The sequence below is a fragment of the Pseudomonas sp. B611 genome, from assembly GCF_055407965.1.
The window spans coordinates 48585-64032 of the sequence record NZ_JBUZST010000020.1 but is presented as its reverse complement, the minus strand read 5'-3'; the positions used below and the strand labels follow the sequence as shown (position 1 = coordinate 64032).

Annotated in this window: 8 protein-coding genes; 2 read left to right on the top strand and 6 right to left on the bottom strand. The window is 62.8% G+C overall.

The annotated features are described in order from the left end of the window. Positions 1–29 precede the first annotated feature (29 nt). Entirely contained in the window at positions 30–1445 is a 1416-nt protein-coding gene (ccoG, locus tag ACZRMO_RS26345) for a cytochrome c oxidase accessory protein CcoG (RefSeq protein WP_463974782.1), read from the top strand. 128 nt (positions 1446–1573) lie between these two features. Next, on the top strand, positions 1574–2983 hold the full coding sequence (mapR, locus tag ACZRMO_RS26340; RefSeq protein WP_124529578.1) for a GntR family transcriptional regulator MpaR: 1410 nt from the start codon (positions 1574–1576) through the stop codon (positions 2981–2983). Positions 2984–3105: 122 nt separating this feature from the next. On the opposite strand, the gene ACZRMO_RS26335 is transcribed toward mapR, so the two are convergent. From ACZRMO_RS26335 to ACZRMO_RS26310, 6 genes are all read right to left on the bottom strand, one after another. After that, the gene (locus ACZRMO_RS26335) at positions 3106–3852 is read right to left on the bottom strand and encodes an SDR family oxidoreductase (RefSeq protein WP_124529576.1); all 747 of its coding nucleotides are present in this window, start codon (positions 3850–3852) and stop codon (positions 3106–3108) included. Between the two features lie 54 nt (positions 3853–3906). After that, positions 3907–6003, bottom strand: coding sequence for a putative bifunctional diguanylate cyclase/phosphodiesterase (locus tag ACZRMO_RS26330; protein ID WP_463974781.1), 2097 nt, complete (start codon positions 6001–6003; stop codon positions 3907–3909). Between the two features lie 313 nt (positions 6004–6316). Further along, complete coding sequence (locus ACZRMO_RS26325) at positions 6317–7768, bottom strand: efflux transporter outer membrane subunit (protein WP_463974780.1); 1452 nt, start codon at positions 7766–7768, stop codon at positions 6317–6319. Then, positions 7765–10872 carry an efflux RND transporter permease subunit gene (locus ACZRMO_RS26320; protein ID WP_463974779.1) on the bottom strand — a complete coding sequence of 1036 codons (3108 nt, stop codon included), beginning with the start codon at positions 10870–10872 and terminating at the stop codon, positions 7765–7767. Before ACZRMO_RS26320 ends, ACZRMO_RS26325 begins: the two co-directional genes overlap by 4 nt. Then, complete coding sequence (locus ACZRMO_RS26315) at positions 10869–13970, bottom strand: MdtB/MuxB family multidrug efflux RND transporter permease subunit (RefSeq protein ID WP_463974778.1); 3102 nt, start codon at positions 13968–13970, stop codon at positions 10869–10871. The genes ACZRMO_RS26320 and ACZRMO_RS26315 overlap by 4 nt, the downstream gene beginning before the upstream one ends. After that, on the bottom strand, positions 13967–15268 hold the full coding sequence (locus ACZRMO_RS26310) for an MdtA/MuxA family multidrug efflux RND transporter periplasmic adaptor subunit (RefSeq protein ID WP_463974777.1): 1302 nt from the start codon (positions 15266–15268) through the stop codon (positions 13967–13969). The genes ACZRMO_RS26315 and ACZRMO_RS26310 overlap by 4 nt, the downstream gene beginning before the upstream one ends. Between the last annotated feature and the right edge of the window lie 180 nt (positions 15269–15448).

The following is a 15448-nucleotide window of genomic DNA, read 5'->3' as shown; positions in this document are numbered from 1 at the left end:
GCCTGATGGAGGCTGATGAGCGAACGACCATGAGCGAAAGAATCCCCGTCCGAACCGTGGAAACCTTTGAGCCGATACACCCAAAGAAGGTGAAGGCCAAATCCAGCGACAACCTGATCCACACCCGTAGTTTCACCGGCCTGTTCCGCACCTTGCGCTTGAGTGGTGCAGGCTTTCTGTTCCTGGCCTTTTTCGGCACTGTGTGGCTGAACTGGGGCGGTCGCCAAGCCGTGTTGTGGGACTTGGCGGAAAGTAAATTCCATATTTTTGGTGCGACGTTCTGGCCACAGGATTTCATCCTGCTCTCGGCGCTGCTGATCATCTGCGCCTTCGGCCTGTTTGCGATCACCGTATTTGCCGGCCGCGTGTGGTGTGGCTACACCTGCCCACAAAGTTCGTTCACCTGGTTGTTCATGTGGTGCGAAAAAGTCACCGAAGGCGAACGCAACCAGCGCATCAAGCTGCAAGCCGCGCCGTGGAGCCCGAACAAACTGGCGCGGCGTGCGGCCAAGCACACCTTGTGGCTGGGCATCAGTGTGCTGACGGGCCTGACATTTGTCGGCTATTTCACGCCGATCCGCCCGCTGGCCGCCGAGTTGCTGACCTGGCAAATGGGCGGTGTGAGCCTGTTCTGGGTGCTGTTTTTCACCGGCGCCACTTACATCAATGCCGGCTGGCTGCGTGAAGCGGTGTGCATGCACATGTGTCCATATGCACGGTTCCAGAGTGTCATGTTCGACAAAGACACCCTGACCATTTCCTACGACGCCGCCCGTGGCGAAAACCGCGGCCCACGCAAACGTGAGGTGAAACCCGCCGACGTCGGTTTGGGCGACTGCATCGACTGTCACCTGTGCGTGCAGGTTTGCCCCACCGGCATCGACATCCGCGACGGCTTGCAAATGGAGTGCATCGGCTGCGCCGCGTGTATCGACGCGTGCGACTCGATCATGGACAAGATGGGCTACGCCCGTGGCCTGGTCAGCTATACCTCCGAACATCAACTGCAAGGTGGCAAGACGCATCTGCTACGGCCGCGCCTGATCGGCTACAGTGCCGTGCTGCTGGTAATGATTGCAGCGTTGGTGCTGGCTTTGGTGCAGCGGCCGATGGTGTCGCTGGATGTGACCAAGGACCGGGGCATGTTCCGCGAGAACGCCCAGGGCTTGATCGAAAACATCTACAGCCTCAAGGTCATCAACAAGACCCAGCAGCGCCAGGACTACCGCCTCGAACTGGTGGACGCCGAGGGTTTCCAGCTGCAAGGCAAGACCGAGATCAGCCTGGACCCGGGAGAAATCAGTGACGTGCCGGTGTCGGTGGCGTTGCTGGCGGACAAACCGGCCAGCAGCTCGCAGACCTTGCGTTTCAAGGTTACCGATGTGGATGAACCGTGGGTCTACAGTGCTGCCGACAGCCGCTTCGTGGCACCGCTGAACCGGTAAGGAATAGGATCGTTCCCACGCTCCGCGTGGGAATGCATACCGAGACGCTCTGCGTCTCAAAGCGCGACGCAGAGCGTCACAAGAGGCATTCCCACGCAGAGCGTGGGAACGATCAACATAAGGCCCCCATGAAACGCTACGAAAAATTCGCCGACGACATTGCCGAACTGATCCGCTCCGGCGTCCTGGGCCCCGGCCAGCGCGTGCCGTCGGTGCGCTACGCCAGCCAGACCTACGGCGTCAGCCCGTCCACGGTATTCCAGGCCTACTACCTGCTGGAGCGCCGGGGCCTGATCCGCGCCCGGCCGCGCTCCGGCTACTTCGTCAACACCCATGCACCCAGCCCGTTTTCCGAGCCGGTGGTGAGCGAACAGGTGCACGAGTCCACCGAAGTCGATGTCAGCGAGTTGGTGTTCTCCGTCCTCGACTCGATCAAAGACCCCAACACCGTGCCTTTCGGCTCGGCATTCCCCAGCCCGATGCTGTTCCCGCTGCCACGCCTGGCCCGCTCCCTGGCCAGCGCCAGCCGGGAGATGGACCCGCGGCTGGTGGTCACCGACATGTCGCCGGGCAACCCGCAACTGCGCCGGCAAATTGCCCTGCGTTACATGGTCGGTGGCCTGATGCTGCCCATGGAAGAGCTGCTGATCACCAACGGTGCCCTCGAAGCGCTGAACCTGTGCCTGCAAGCCGTCACCGAGCCGGGCGACCTGGTGGCCATCGAGGCGCCGGCGTTCTATGCCTGCCTGCAAGTGCTGGAGCGCTTGAAGCTCAAGGCCGTGGAAATCCCCGTGCATCCGCGCGACGGCATCGACCTGGGCGCCCTCGCGCAAAGCCTGGAGCGTTACCCGATCAAGGCCTGCTGGACCATGACCAGTTTCCAGAACCCCATGGGCGCCACCCTGCCAGAAGCCAAGAAACAGGCGTTGGTGGAACTGTTGCGCAGCCATCAGGTGCCCCTGATCGAGGACGACGTGTACGCCGAGCTCTATTACGGCCAACACCCACCCAAACCCGCCAAGGCCTTCGACACCGAGGGCCTGGTGCTGCATTGCGGCTCTTTCGCCAAAAGCCTCGCGCCGGGTTATCGCGTGGGCTGGGTGGCGGCCGGGCGCTATGCGCAGAAGGTCGAACGCTTGAAGCTGATGACCTCACTGTGCCCGTCAATGCCCGCCCAGGCGGCGATTGCCGATTACCTGCAACACGGCGGTTACGACCGCCACCTGCGCAAACTGCGCTACGCCCTGGAAGAACAGCAAAGCGCCATGCTTGCGGCCATTGCCCGCTACTTTCCGGCGCAGACACGGGTCAGCCAGCCGGCTGGCGGCTACTTCCTGTGGCTGGAACTGCCGGAGCAGACCGATTCGTTGAAGTTGTTCCAGATGGCCCTGGCCCAAGGCATCAGCATTGCGCCGGGGCCGATCTTCTCGGCCACCCAGCGTTTCAGGAATTGCATTCGCTTGAACTATGGCAGCCCGTGGACAGAAGCGTCGGAGAAGGCGATGGAGACGTTGGGCCGGATTGTGCGGTCGTTCTGAATAACTGGTTCGCCCCCTCTGGCCCCTTCGCGAGCAAGCCCGCTCCCACATTTGAAGGTATTCACAGTTCAAAATGTGGGAGCTGGCTTGCTCGCGAAGGCGTCAGCGCAGTCAATACAAAATCAGCGACCGCCCCCCAAATCCAGGAACGTCCCGGTGGTGTAGGAAGCCTTATCCGACAACAACCAGATAATCGCCTCCGCCACCTCATCCGGGCGCCCGCCACGGGCCATCGGTATACCCGATTCCAATTTACTCACCCGGTCCGGGTCGCCGCTCAGGGCGTGGAAGTCCGTAAAAATATAACCAGGGCGCACCGCGTTCACGCGAATACCTTCACCCGCCACTTCCTTGGACAGGCCAATGGTAAAGGTGTCCAGCGCGCCCTTGGATGCCGCGTAATCCACGTACTCCCCCGGCGAACCCAGGCGCGCCGCCACCGACGACACGTTGACGATGCTGCCGCCCTGCCCGCCATGCTTGGGCGACATGCGCAGCACCGCATGCTTGGCGCACAGGATCGGCCCCAACACATTGGTTTTCATGATCTTGAGAATACGGAACTCGGACATCTCATCAACCCGCGACTTGTGCCCCACGGTGCCGGCGTTGTTCACCAGCGCCGTGACCCGCCCCAACTCGGCATCGACCCGATTGAACAACGCGATCACTTCATCTTCGATGCTGACATCGGCCCGCACCGCGATGGCCTGCGCGCCCAGCGCGCGGACCTGCTCCAGCACGCGGTGGGCAGCGGCCTCGTCGGATTGGAAGTTGATGCAGATACGATAGCCCTGGCGCGCAGCCAGCAAGGCCGTCTCCGCGCCGATTCCGCGGCTGCCTCCGGTGATGATGACGACTTTGTCCATGGGTGGGGTCTCCTGATCCAACCGGGTATTTAGGGTTGGATCCAAGAATACCCGTCAGCCCAGGCTTTTGTCAGGCACCGCGAGTTCTTCGGCGCGCTGGATGTCGGCCATGAAACGCTCCGCCGGCAACGGGTGGCCGAGCAAGTAGCCTTGCAGGGAATTGCAGCCCAGGCGTGTGAGGAAGTTCTGCTGTACATCGGTCTCCACCCCCTCGGCGACGATGCGCAACCCCAGGGCGTGGCCCAGGGCGACGATGGCCGAGACGATGGCCGCATCATCGCCGTCGTGTTCCAGGTCACGCACAAAGCCGCGATCAATCTTCAGCTCATTGGCCGGCAGGCGCTTGAGGTACATCAGGCTGGAATAACCAGTGCCGAAGTCATCGATGGACAGGTCGACGCCCATGTCCGACAGCTGCTGCAACACCGTCATGCTCGCATCGGCATCGCTCATGGCGGTGGTTTCGGTGATTTCCAGGGTCAGGCTGTTGGCCGGCAATTGGTGGCGGTCCAGGGCCGTGGCCACGCTCTTGACCAGCCCGGCGTGACAGAACTGCAACGCCGACAGATTCACGGCGATGCGCCAGTCTTCATAGCCCTGGGCATACCACAGGCGCATCTGGCGACAGGCTTCGTTGAGTACCCACTCGCCGATGGGAATGATCAGACCGGTCTTTTCCGCCAGCTCGATAAACGTTGCCGGCAACAGCAAGCCTTGTTGCGGATGCTGCCAGCGCAACAGCGCTTCGGCGCCCACCGGGATACCGCTGACCGCATCGAACTTGGGTTGGTAATGCAGGCAAAACTGCTGTTGCTCGACGGCGTTGCGCAAGTCCTGCAACAGTTGCAGTTGTTTGCGCGCGTTGGTGTTCATCGACACATCGAAGAAGCTGTAGCCGTTCTTGCCCATGCCCTTGGCGTGGTACATGGCGGCGTCGGCGTTCATCAGCAGTTCCTGTGGGTTGCCGCCGTTGCCGGGGAAGATCGCAATGCCCACGCTTGCAGAAATCTTCAGCTCATGTTCGGCCACCTTGAACGCGCGGTTGACCAGGCCCACCTGGCGCTCGGCGAGACGCAGCGCATCGTCGGGCTGGCTCAGGCGCACCAGCAACACAAACTCATCGCCGCCGATGCGCGCCAGGGTGTCCTGGCTGCGCAGGTCTTCACGCAGGCGCAGGCCAACTTCACGCAGCAACTGGTCCCCCATGTGGTGGCCGAAGGCATCGTTGACCGGCTTGAACCCGTCGAGGTCGATAAACATCAGGGCAAAACAGCCGCCCTTCTCGTTGACCGCTTGCATGGCCTGCTGAATCCGGTCGGCGAGCAAGGTACGGTTGGGCAGCCCGGTCAGGGTGTCGTGCAGGGCCAGGTGGGTCAGTTCCTGATTGGCCAGGCTCAGGGAATCCGCCAGCACCGAGGTGCGCGCCTCCAGGCGGGCGTCCAGCACCGAGGTCAGCAAGGCAATCACCAAGACCGCCAGGCTGGTGACCACCACCAGGTTGTCCAGGCCCTTGCCACTCAAACCCGACAGCGCCGCACCGCAGTAACTCTCGTCGGCAAATTGCGCGGCGGCCATGCCGGTGTAGTGCATGCCGACGATCGCCAGCCCCATCACCACCGCCGCACCGCCGCGCATCAGGCGCACATAAGGGGTGTTGCGCCGCAGGTTGAACGCAATCCACAACGCCGCGCCGGAGGCGACCACCGCGATCAACAACGACGCGCTGAACAGCGTGGGGTCATAGTCGATGCCAGGGGTCATGCGCATCGCGGCCATGCCGGTGTAATGCATGCTGCTGATGCCGGCGCCCATGACCAGCGCGCCAAACGCCAACTGCCAGGCTGGCAAGCGCGGCTGGTTGACCAGCCATAACGCAAAACCGCAGGACAACACCGCGATCAGCAAAGACAACGCGGTGATACCCACGTCGAAGCCCAGGGCAAACGGCAAGCGCAGCGCGAGCATGCCGATAAAGTGCATGGACCACACCCCCACACCCATGGCCAAGGCCCCACCGCTCATCCAATACCACACGGCTCGGCCCTTGGCCGTCGCGATGCGGCCGGCCAGGTCCAACGCGGTATAGGACGCGAGGATCGCAACGAACAGGGAGATCACGACCAGCGAGGGAGAATAACTACCGATAAGCATGGGGCTTCTCAAGACTGACGGGCCTGAAAAGCCCGTGCCAGGTGGCAAAGCGGGCGATTGTAGCGAGAAAGATTCTTGTACAGTTGATTAATTAGCGCATAGCCATCATGGTCTTTTTGACGCCAATTCGCTGACTCAAAAGCCCCTCAAATCCCGGACCTGTTTGAGTCCAAATGTGGGAGCTGGCTTGTGTGGGAGCTGGCTTGCTCGCGAAGGCGGTGGGTCAGCTACTCATCTCGTGACTGACACTCCGTATTCGCGAGCAAGCCCGCTCCCACACAAGCCCGCTCCCACATTTAGTCCGTGTTTACAGTCAATCCTTTGTGTCGACTGTGGTCTTGCCATCCCAACCGCCGCCGAGCGCGGCGATCAATTGCACGCTCGCCACCAGGCGCGTCTGCAACAAGGTCAACACCGTGCGCTCATTACTCAACGCCGTCGCCTGCACCTGCACCACATCCAGGTAGGCAATCAGCCCGGCCTTGTACTGGTTCTGGGTCAGGCGCAACGATTCACGGGCGGCGTCCAGCGCTTCATTGCTGACCACGGCTTCATCTTCCAGCACCTTGAGCTGGACCATGTAGTTTTCCACTTCGCGGAAACCGTCCAGCACGGTCTGGCGGTACTTGGCAACCGTTTCGTCATAGCTGGCCACGGTGCGATCGACTTCGGCCGAGCGCTGGCCGCCGTCGAACAAGGTCATCGCGAGTTTCGGGCCCACCGACCAGAAGCGGTTCGGCAGGCTGATCCAGTCGGCGTAGGTGCTGCTGGAATAACCGCCGGCCAGGCTCAGGCTCAGGTCCGGGTAGTAGGCAGCTTTTGCCACGCCGATATTGGCGTTGGCAGCGATCACCGAGCGTTCGGCCGAGGCGATGTCCGGGCGGCGTTCAAGCAGTTGCGACGGCAGGCTCACGGGGATCTGCGGCAGCGCCGGGATATCGTTGCTCACCGCCAGCTTGAAGTTGGCCGGTGCCTCGCCGATCAACACGGCAATCGCGTTTTCCAGCTGGGCGCGCTGCCAGATCAGGTCGATCAGGCTGGCCTGGGTGGACTTGAGCTGGGTTTGCGCCTGGGCCACCGCATCCTTGCCGGAGACACCGGCGCGGTATTGGTTTTCGGTCATTTGCAGCGAGCGCTGGTAGGTGTCCAGCGTGGCTTGCAGCAAGCGGGTCTGTTCATCCATCACCCGCAGTTGCAGGTAGTTTTGCACCAACTCCGACTGCTGGCTCAGGCGCATCGCCGCCAAGTCCGCGGAACTGGCCTGGGCCGTGGCGTCGTTGGCTTCCAGGCCGCGGCGCAACTTGCCCCAGACGTCCGCCTCCCAACTCACCCCCAATTGCGCGTTGAGGGTATCGCGGATGCCGCTGCTGGAGCTGCTGAGACTGGCGTTGCTGCTGCCGGTGCCCTGGCTGGCACGGGTTTTCCCGGCGCTCAGGTCAACCGTGGGGTAAAACGCACCGCGTGCGCTGCGCACCTGGGCCTGGGCCTGGCGAAAACGCGCCTCGGCCTGGGCCACGGTCTGGTTGGAGGTGTTCAGGCGCACCACCAGGTCGTTGAGCTGGCGGTCGCCGTACAACTCCCACCACGCGCCACGGGCCAGGGCGTCGCTTGGCGTGGCCTGGCGCCAGCCCTGGGCTTCCTTGAACTGCACCGGCTCAACGACGTCCGGGCGCTTGTAGTCCGGGCCGATGGCGCAGGCGCTGAGCAACAGGCCACACAGCACCGTTACCAACAGTTTCTGGCTTGTCTTAGGGAAATCGGTCATAGCGCAGTGTCCAGGGCAGCATCGGTACGCACGCCACGCCAGGCGTTGAAGCGATGGCGCGCGCGGTCGAGATAGAGGTAAACCACCGGGGTGGTGTAAAGGGTCAGGATCTGGCTGAACACCAGGCCACCGATAATGGTCAGGCCCAGGGGCTGGCGCATTTCTGCGCCTTCGGCGGTGCCGAGCAACAGCGGCAGCGCGCCGAGGATTGCCGCCAGGGTGGTCATCAGGATCGGCCGCAAGCGCAGCAGGCAGGCGCTGCGGATTGACTCCAGCGGGCTCATGCCGTCATGACGCTCCAGTTGCAGGGCGAGGTCGATCATCAGGATCGCGTTTTTCTTCACCACGCCAATCAGCAAGAACAAGCCCAACAGGGAGATCAGGCTGAACTCGCCGCCCAACAGGTAGATCGACAGCAACGCGCCCACACCGGCCGACGGCAGGGTCGAGAGGATGGTCAGCGGGTGAATGTAGCTTTCATACAGAATGCCCAGCACCAGGTACACCGCCACCAACGCGCCAAGGATCATGAACGGCTGACCCTTCTGCGTCGCAGCGAAGGCATCGGCGGTGCCGGCCATCTTGGCGATCACATCTTCCGGCAAGCCGACCTTGGCAATCGCCCGCTCGATGGCGGCCGTGCCCTGCTCCACCGTGACCCCGGGCGCCATGTCGAAGGCAATGTTCTCCGAGGCGAACTGGCCCTCGTGGCTGACGCGGTCGTCCGCCAGGCTGTTCTCATAGTGGGCGATGGTCGACAACGGCACGCGCGCGCCAGTGGAGGTGATCACCTGCATCTGGTTCAGGGTGATCGGGTCCTGGGCGTACTTCGGGTTGACCTCCATCACCACCTGGTACTGGTTGAGGCTGTCGTAGATGGTGGAAATCTGCCGCTGGCTGTAGGCGTTGTTCAACACCGCCGTGACCATCGCCATGTCGATGCCCAGGCGCTTGGCCTGGTCGCGGTCGACAATCAACGTAACCTGCGCCGCACCACGGCCTTCGCGGGCGTCGATGGCGGTCAGTTCCGGCAGCTCGCGCAAGGCGCTGACCACTTTCGGGTACCACAGGCGCAACGCGGCCAGATCACCGCTTTGCAGGATGTAGGAATACTGCGCGCTGCTCTGGTCGCGACTGCCACCAAATTGCAGGTCCTGGTCGGCCATCAGGAACAACCGCCCGCCCGGCACCAATGGGACGTTCTTGCGCAGACGCTCGATCACTGCCTGGGCCGAGACCTTGCGCTCGCTGATGGGCTTGAGGCGCACCAGCATCACCGCGTTGTTGGTGCCGTTGCTGCCACCGATAAAGCCGGCCACGCTCTGCACCGCCGGGTCCTTGAGCACGGCGATGCGGAAGGTCTCCATCTTCGGCTGCATCACATTGAACGACAGCCCGTCATCGCCGCGCACAAAGCCGATCAACTGGCCGGTGTCCTGCTGCGGCATGAACGTCTTGGGCACCACCACGTACAGCGCGATATTCACGCCCACGGTAATCAACAGGCTGAGCAGGGTCAGGCGGCGGTGACGCAGCACCCAATCCAGGCTGGTGGCGTAACCGGCGACCATGCGGTCGTTGACCTTCTGGCTCCAGCGTTGCAAGCCAGTCATCTGGCCTTTGACATGGGGCTTGAGCCAACGGGCGCAGAGCATCGGGGTCAAGGTCAGCGAGACGATCAGCGAGACAATGATCGCCGCCGACAAGGTGATGGAAAACTCACGGAACAGGTTGGTGACAATCCCGCCCATAAACAGGATGGACAGGAACACCGCCACCAACGACACGTTCATCGACAGCAAGGTAAAGCCGACTTCCTGGGCCCCCAGGTACGCCGCTTTCATCGGCGGCACGCCGTCGTCGATATGCCGGGAAATGTTCTCCAGCACCACAATGGCATCGTCCACCACCAGGCCGGTGGCAAGGATCAACGCCATCAACGAGAAGTTGTTCAACGAGAAACCGAACAGGTACATCACCGCAAAGGTGCCCACCAGCGACACCGGCACCGCCAACGTCGGGATCAGCGACGCGCGAAAGTTGCCGAGGAACAGGTACACCACCAGGATCACCAGGGCCACGGCAATCAGCAAGGTCATCTCGGCTTCATGCAGGGTCGCGGTGATCACCGGCGAGCGGTCCATCGCCAGGTTGAGCTTGACGCTGGACGGCAGCACCGCCTGCAACGCCGGGAGCTGGGCCTTGATCTGGCGGACGGTCTCGATGATGTTGGCGCCGGACTGGCGGTTGATCACCAGCAGCACGGCCGGTTCGTTGTTGAAGAAACCGCTGTTGTAGCGGTCTTCCACGCCATCGCTGATCTTCGCCACATCGCCCAGGCGCAGGGCCGCGCCGTTCTGGTAGCGGATCAGCAGCGGTTCGTAGTCCTTGGCCTTTTCCAGCTGGTCGTTGGCCTGGATCTGCCAGTTGCGCTCGCTGTCCTCCAGGGAACCCTTGGGCCGGCGCTGGTTGGCATTGGCGATGGTGTTGCGCACATCGTCGAGGGCCACGCCGTACTGGTCGAGGGCCTTGGGTTCGAGTTCGATGCGCACCGCCGGCAGGGAGCTGCCGCCGATCTGCACTTCGCCCACGCCGGGCACCTGGGACAGGCTTTGCGAGAGGATAGTCGAGGCCAAATCGTACAGCTGGCCCTTCTGCAACACGTCCGAGGTCAGCGACAGCACCATGATCGGCGCCTGGGACGGGTTGATCTTCTTGTAGGTCGGCATGCTGCGCATACCGCTGGGCAGCAGGTTGCGCGAGGCATTGATGGCCGCCTGCACTTCCCGCGCGGCGCCGTTGATATCGCGGTCGGAGTCGAACGCGAGGATCACCCGCGTCGAGCCCTGGCTGGAGTTGCTGCTCATGGTGGTGATGCCGGCAATCGCGCCGAACGAGCGCTCCAACGGCGTCGCCACGGTAGACGCCATCACCTCGGGGCTGGCTCCGGGCAAGCTCGCCGAGACCACGATCACCGGAAAGTCGATCTGCGGCAACGGTGACACCGGCAGCAGGTTGAAGCTCACCCCGCCCAGCAGCATGATCGCCAGGCTCAGCAGCATGGTGGCTACCGGCCGGCGGATGAAAGGTCCGGACAGGTTCATGACTCAACCGGCTCCAGGCTTTGCGGCTCTTTGCGCCAGCGCCGACCGAGGCGGTCGAAGTACAGGTAGATCACCGGCGTGGTGAACAGGGTCAGCACCTGGCTCACCAGCAAACCGCCGACCATCACCAGGCCCAGGGGTTGGCGCAATTCCGCGCCCGAACCGGTGGCCAGCATCAACGGCACCGCGCCAAACAGCGCGGCCAGCGTGGTCATCAGGATCGGCCGGAAGCGCAGCAGCGCCGCCTGGTAGATCGCCGTCTGCGGGTCGAGGCCCTGGTTGCGTTCCGCGTCGAGGGCGAAGTCGATCATCATGATCGCGTTCTTTTTCACGATACCGATCAGCAGAATGATGCCGATGATCGCGATCATGCCCAGGTCATTGCCGCTGAGCAGCAACGCCAACAAGGCGCCCACCGCCGCCGACGGCAAGGTCGACAGGATGGTGATCGGGTGGATATAGCTCTCGTAGAGCACGCCGAGCACGATGTACATGGTCACCACCGCCGCCAGGATCAGCAGCAAGGTGCTCGACAGCGACGCTTCGAACGCCTGGGCCGCGCCCTGGAACTGGGTCTGCACGCCCACCGGCATGCCGATGTCCTTCTGGGTCTGGTTGATCAGCTCCACGCCTTTGCCCAGCGCGACGCCGGGGGCCAGGTTGAACGACATCATCACCGCCGGGAACTGGCCGATATGGGCGATAGCCAACTGCGCCTGGCGCTGTTCGACACGGGCCAGGCTGGACAGGCGCACCTGGCCGCCATCGGTAGTTTTCACGTGGATCTGGTTCAGCGCATCCGGGCCGAGGGTTTCGCCAGATTGCGCCTGCAACACCACGCGGTACTGGCTGGCCTGGGTGTAGATCGTGGAAATCTGCCGCTGGCCGAACGCGTCGTACAGCGCGTCGGTGATGGTCGACACTGTAACGCCCAAGCGCGAGGCGGCATCCCGGTCGATCACCAGGAACACCTGCAAACCCTTGTCTTGCAGGTCGCTGGCGACGTCGGTGAGTTCCGGCAACTGGCTCAAGGCGTGCACCAGTTTGTCGCTCCACAGCGCCAAGAGGTCGGCGTCCGGTGACGACATGCTGAACTGGTACTGGGTGCGGCTCACGCGGTCTTCGATGGTCAAATCCTGCACCGGCTGCATAAACAGGCGAATGCCCACCAGCTTGTCGAGTTCCGGTTGCAGGCGGGTAATCACCTCGGCTGCGCTCAAGTCGCGCTGGCCGTGGGGCTTGAGGTTGATCAGCAAGCGGCCGCTGTTGAGGGTGGCGTTGTCGCCATCCACACCGATATAGGACGACAGGCTTTGCACCGCCGGGTCGGCCAGGATGATCTTGGCCAGCTCCTGCTGGCGCTGGCTCATGGCCGCAAAGGAAATCGACTGCGGCGCTTCGGAAATGCCCTGGATCACGCCGGTGTCCTGCACCGGGAAGAAGCCCTTGGGCACCACCAGGTACAACACCACCGTCAGGCCGAGGGTGGCGATGGCCACCAGCAGGGTCAGCGGCTGGTGCTTGAGTACCCACTGCAACTTGCGCCCGTAGGCTTCGATCATCCAGTCGATCCAGGCGCCGCTGGCTTTGTAGAAACGGCTTTGTTCTTCTTCCTTGGGCTCACGCTTGAGCAGGCGCGCGCACATCATCGGCGTCAGGGTCAGGGACACCACCAGGGAAATCAGGATCGCCACTGCCAGGGTGATGGCAAATTCGCGGAACAAGCGCCCCACCACGTCGGCCATGAACAGCAGCGGGATCAATACGGCGATCAGCGACAGGGTCAGGGAGATCAAGGTAAAGCCAATCTGCTTGGCGCCCTTGAGCGCTGCGGCCAGCGGCGTTTCGCCTTCTTCGATATAGCGGGAGATGTTCTCCAGCATCACGATGGCATCGTCCACCACGAACCCGGTGGCGATGGTCAGGGCCATCAGCGTCAGGTTGTTGATGGAGAAACCTGCCAGGTACATCACGCCAAAAGTGCCCACCAGCGACAGCGGCACCGCGATGGAGGGAATGATCGTCGCGCTGACCCGGCGCAGGAACAGGAAGGTCACCATCACCACCAGGGCAATGGCGATGAGCAATTCGTGCTGCACGTCGGTGACCGAGGCACGGATGGTCTGGGTGCGGTCGGTGAGCACCAGCACGTCGAGGCCGGCGGGCAGGTTGTCGGTGATGCTCGGCAGCAGCGCCTTGATGCGGTCCACCACCTCGATCACGTTGGCGCCGGGCTGGCGCTGGATATTCAGCAGCACGGCCTGGTTTTCATTGGCCCAGGCGGCGAGGCGCTCGTTTTCGGCGCCGTCGACGATCTGTGCCACGTCTTTCAGACGCAGTGGCGCGCCATTGTTGTAGGCCAGGATCAGTTCGGCATATTGCTGGGGCGAGACCAGTTGGTCGTTGGCATCGAGCATCGACACGCGGGTCGGGCCGTCGAAATTGCCTTTGGGCTGGTTGACGTTGGACGCAGCGATCAGGGTGCGCACATCCGCCAGGTTCAATCCGTTGGCCGCCAGGGCCTCGGGGTTGACCTTGATACGCACCGCCTGGCGCTGTCCGCCCGCGATGCTGACCATACCGACGCCACTGATCTGCGCGATTTTCTGCGCCATGCGCGTATCGACGAGGTCATTGAGCTTGGGCAGCAGCATGGTCTTGGAGGTGACGGCCAGGGTCAGCACCGGGGTATCCGCCGGGTTGACCTTGTTGTACACCGGCGGCGCCGGCAGGTCCTTGGGCAGCAGGTTGGTGGCGGCGTTGATCGCGGCCTGCACTTGTTGCTCGGCGACGTCCATGTTGACGTCAAGGTTGAAGCGCAGGGTCAGCACCGACGCGCCACCGGAACTGGTGGACGCCATCTGCGTAAGGCCGGGCATTTGCCCGAACTGGCGCTCCAGCGGCGCGGTGACGGCACTGGTCATCACGTCAGGGCTGGCGCCGGGGTACAGGGTCATCACGCGGATGGTCGGGTAATCCACCTGGGGCAACGCCGACACCGGCAACAAGCGATACGAGATGATGCCGGCCAACACAATGGCGAGCATGCTCAGCGTGGTGGCGACCGGGCGAAGAATAAACAGCCGCGACAGGTTCATGAACCGACCTTTTGCGCCTTGCCGGCAGTGGTGCCGGTCTCCCCTTTCGCCGCCGGCTTGCCTTGCAGGTGCTCGGTCGGGGTGGTCAGCACTTCGGTGCTGTCGTTGACCACTTCGATCTCAGTGCCGTCCTTCAGGCGGTCGGTGCCTTCCAGCACCACGCGATCGCCGGCCACCAGGCCTTCTTTAATCACGGTGTTGTCGCCATCGGTGTCACCGATGACCAGCGGCTGGATCTTGACCTTCTTGTCGCCATCGAGTTTGTAGACAAACGTGCCGCTATTGCCGAACTGGATCGCCGCAGACGGCGCCAGCACCACGTTGTGCAGGGTGTCGGCCAGCAGGTGCACGTTGACGAACTGGTTGGGGAACAGCGCCTGGTCCTTGTTATCGAAGCGCCCTTTGAATTTCAGGGTGCCGGTGGTCACGTCGATCTGGTTGTCCAGGCTTTGCAGCACACCCACGGCCTGTTGTTTCACGTCGCCACGGTCCCAGGCTTCCACGGGCAGCTTGTTGCCGGCGTGGTAACGGGTGAGCACGGTGCCCAGGGTGTTTTCCGGCAGGGTGAAGACCACGTTGATCGGTTGGGTCTGGGTGATCACGGCGATAAACGTGGTGTCGTTCGCCGCCACCAGGTTGCCCACGTCCACTTGGCGCAAGCCGACACGGCCTCCGATGGGCGCGCGGATCTTGGTGAATTCCAGGTTGAGCTTGGCGTCATCCATCGCACCCTGGTTGGTCTTGACCGTGCCCTGGTATTGCAGGACCAGCGCTTCGGCGGTGTCCAGGGTCTGCTTGGCAATACTGTCCTGGGCATACAGGCCGCGATAACGCTCGACATCCACCTGGGCGTTTTTCAGTTGCGCCTGGTTCTGCAACAGCGTGCCCTGGGCCTGGAGCAAGGCGTTCTGGTAGCTGCGCGGGTCGATCTCGGCCAGCAGGTCGCCGGCCTTGACCATCTGCCCTTCTTCAAAGGCGATCTTCACCAGTTCACCGCCCACCCGGCTGCGCACGTTGATGGTGTTGAGCGCGGTCACCGTCCCCAGCGCCTTGTAGTACACCGGGAACTCACCGAGTACCGCCGGGGCCACGCGCACCGGCACCGGGCCAGCAGCCCCCCCGAAGCCCGGGCGCATCATCCCCGTCTTGCCGGCATGGCCCGCGGGTTTCTCGGCGCCGTCCTTATGGCTGGCGGGCCAGAATTTCCAGCACAGGCCGGCGATAACCAGCAGCACAAGCAGGCCAAACAGCCAGCGGCGGGACTTACGGGGGGAGGATTGCATGGATTGATCAACCATTGGGCGCGAGAGCTTCTTCTTTGGGAGGCTGAAAGATAAGCACTGGAGCGCGTTTAGAGAAGCGCCTTTACCGGCTATTTACCTTGGGCTTACAACTTTTAACTTCTGACCTTAGTCCATTGGCTAATTCAGCTAAGCGTTTGACCCTTAAATGAAAACGGCCTGGACTAGGCCAGGCCG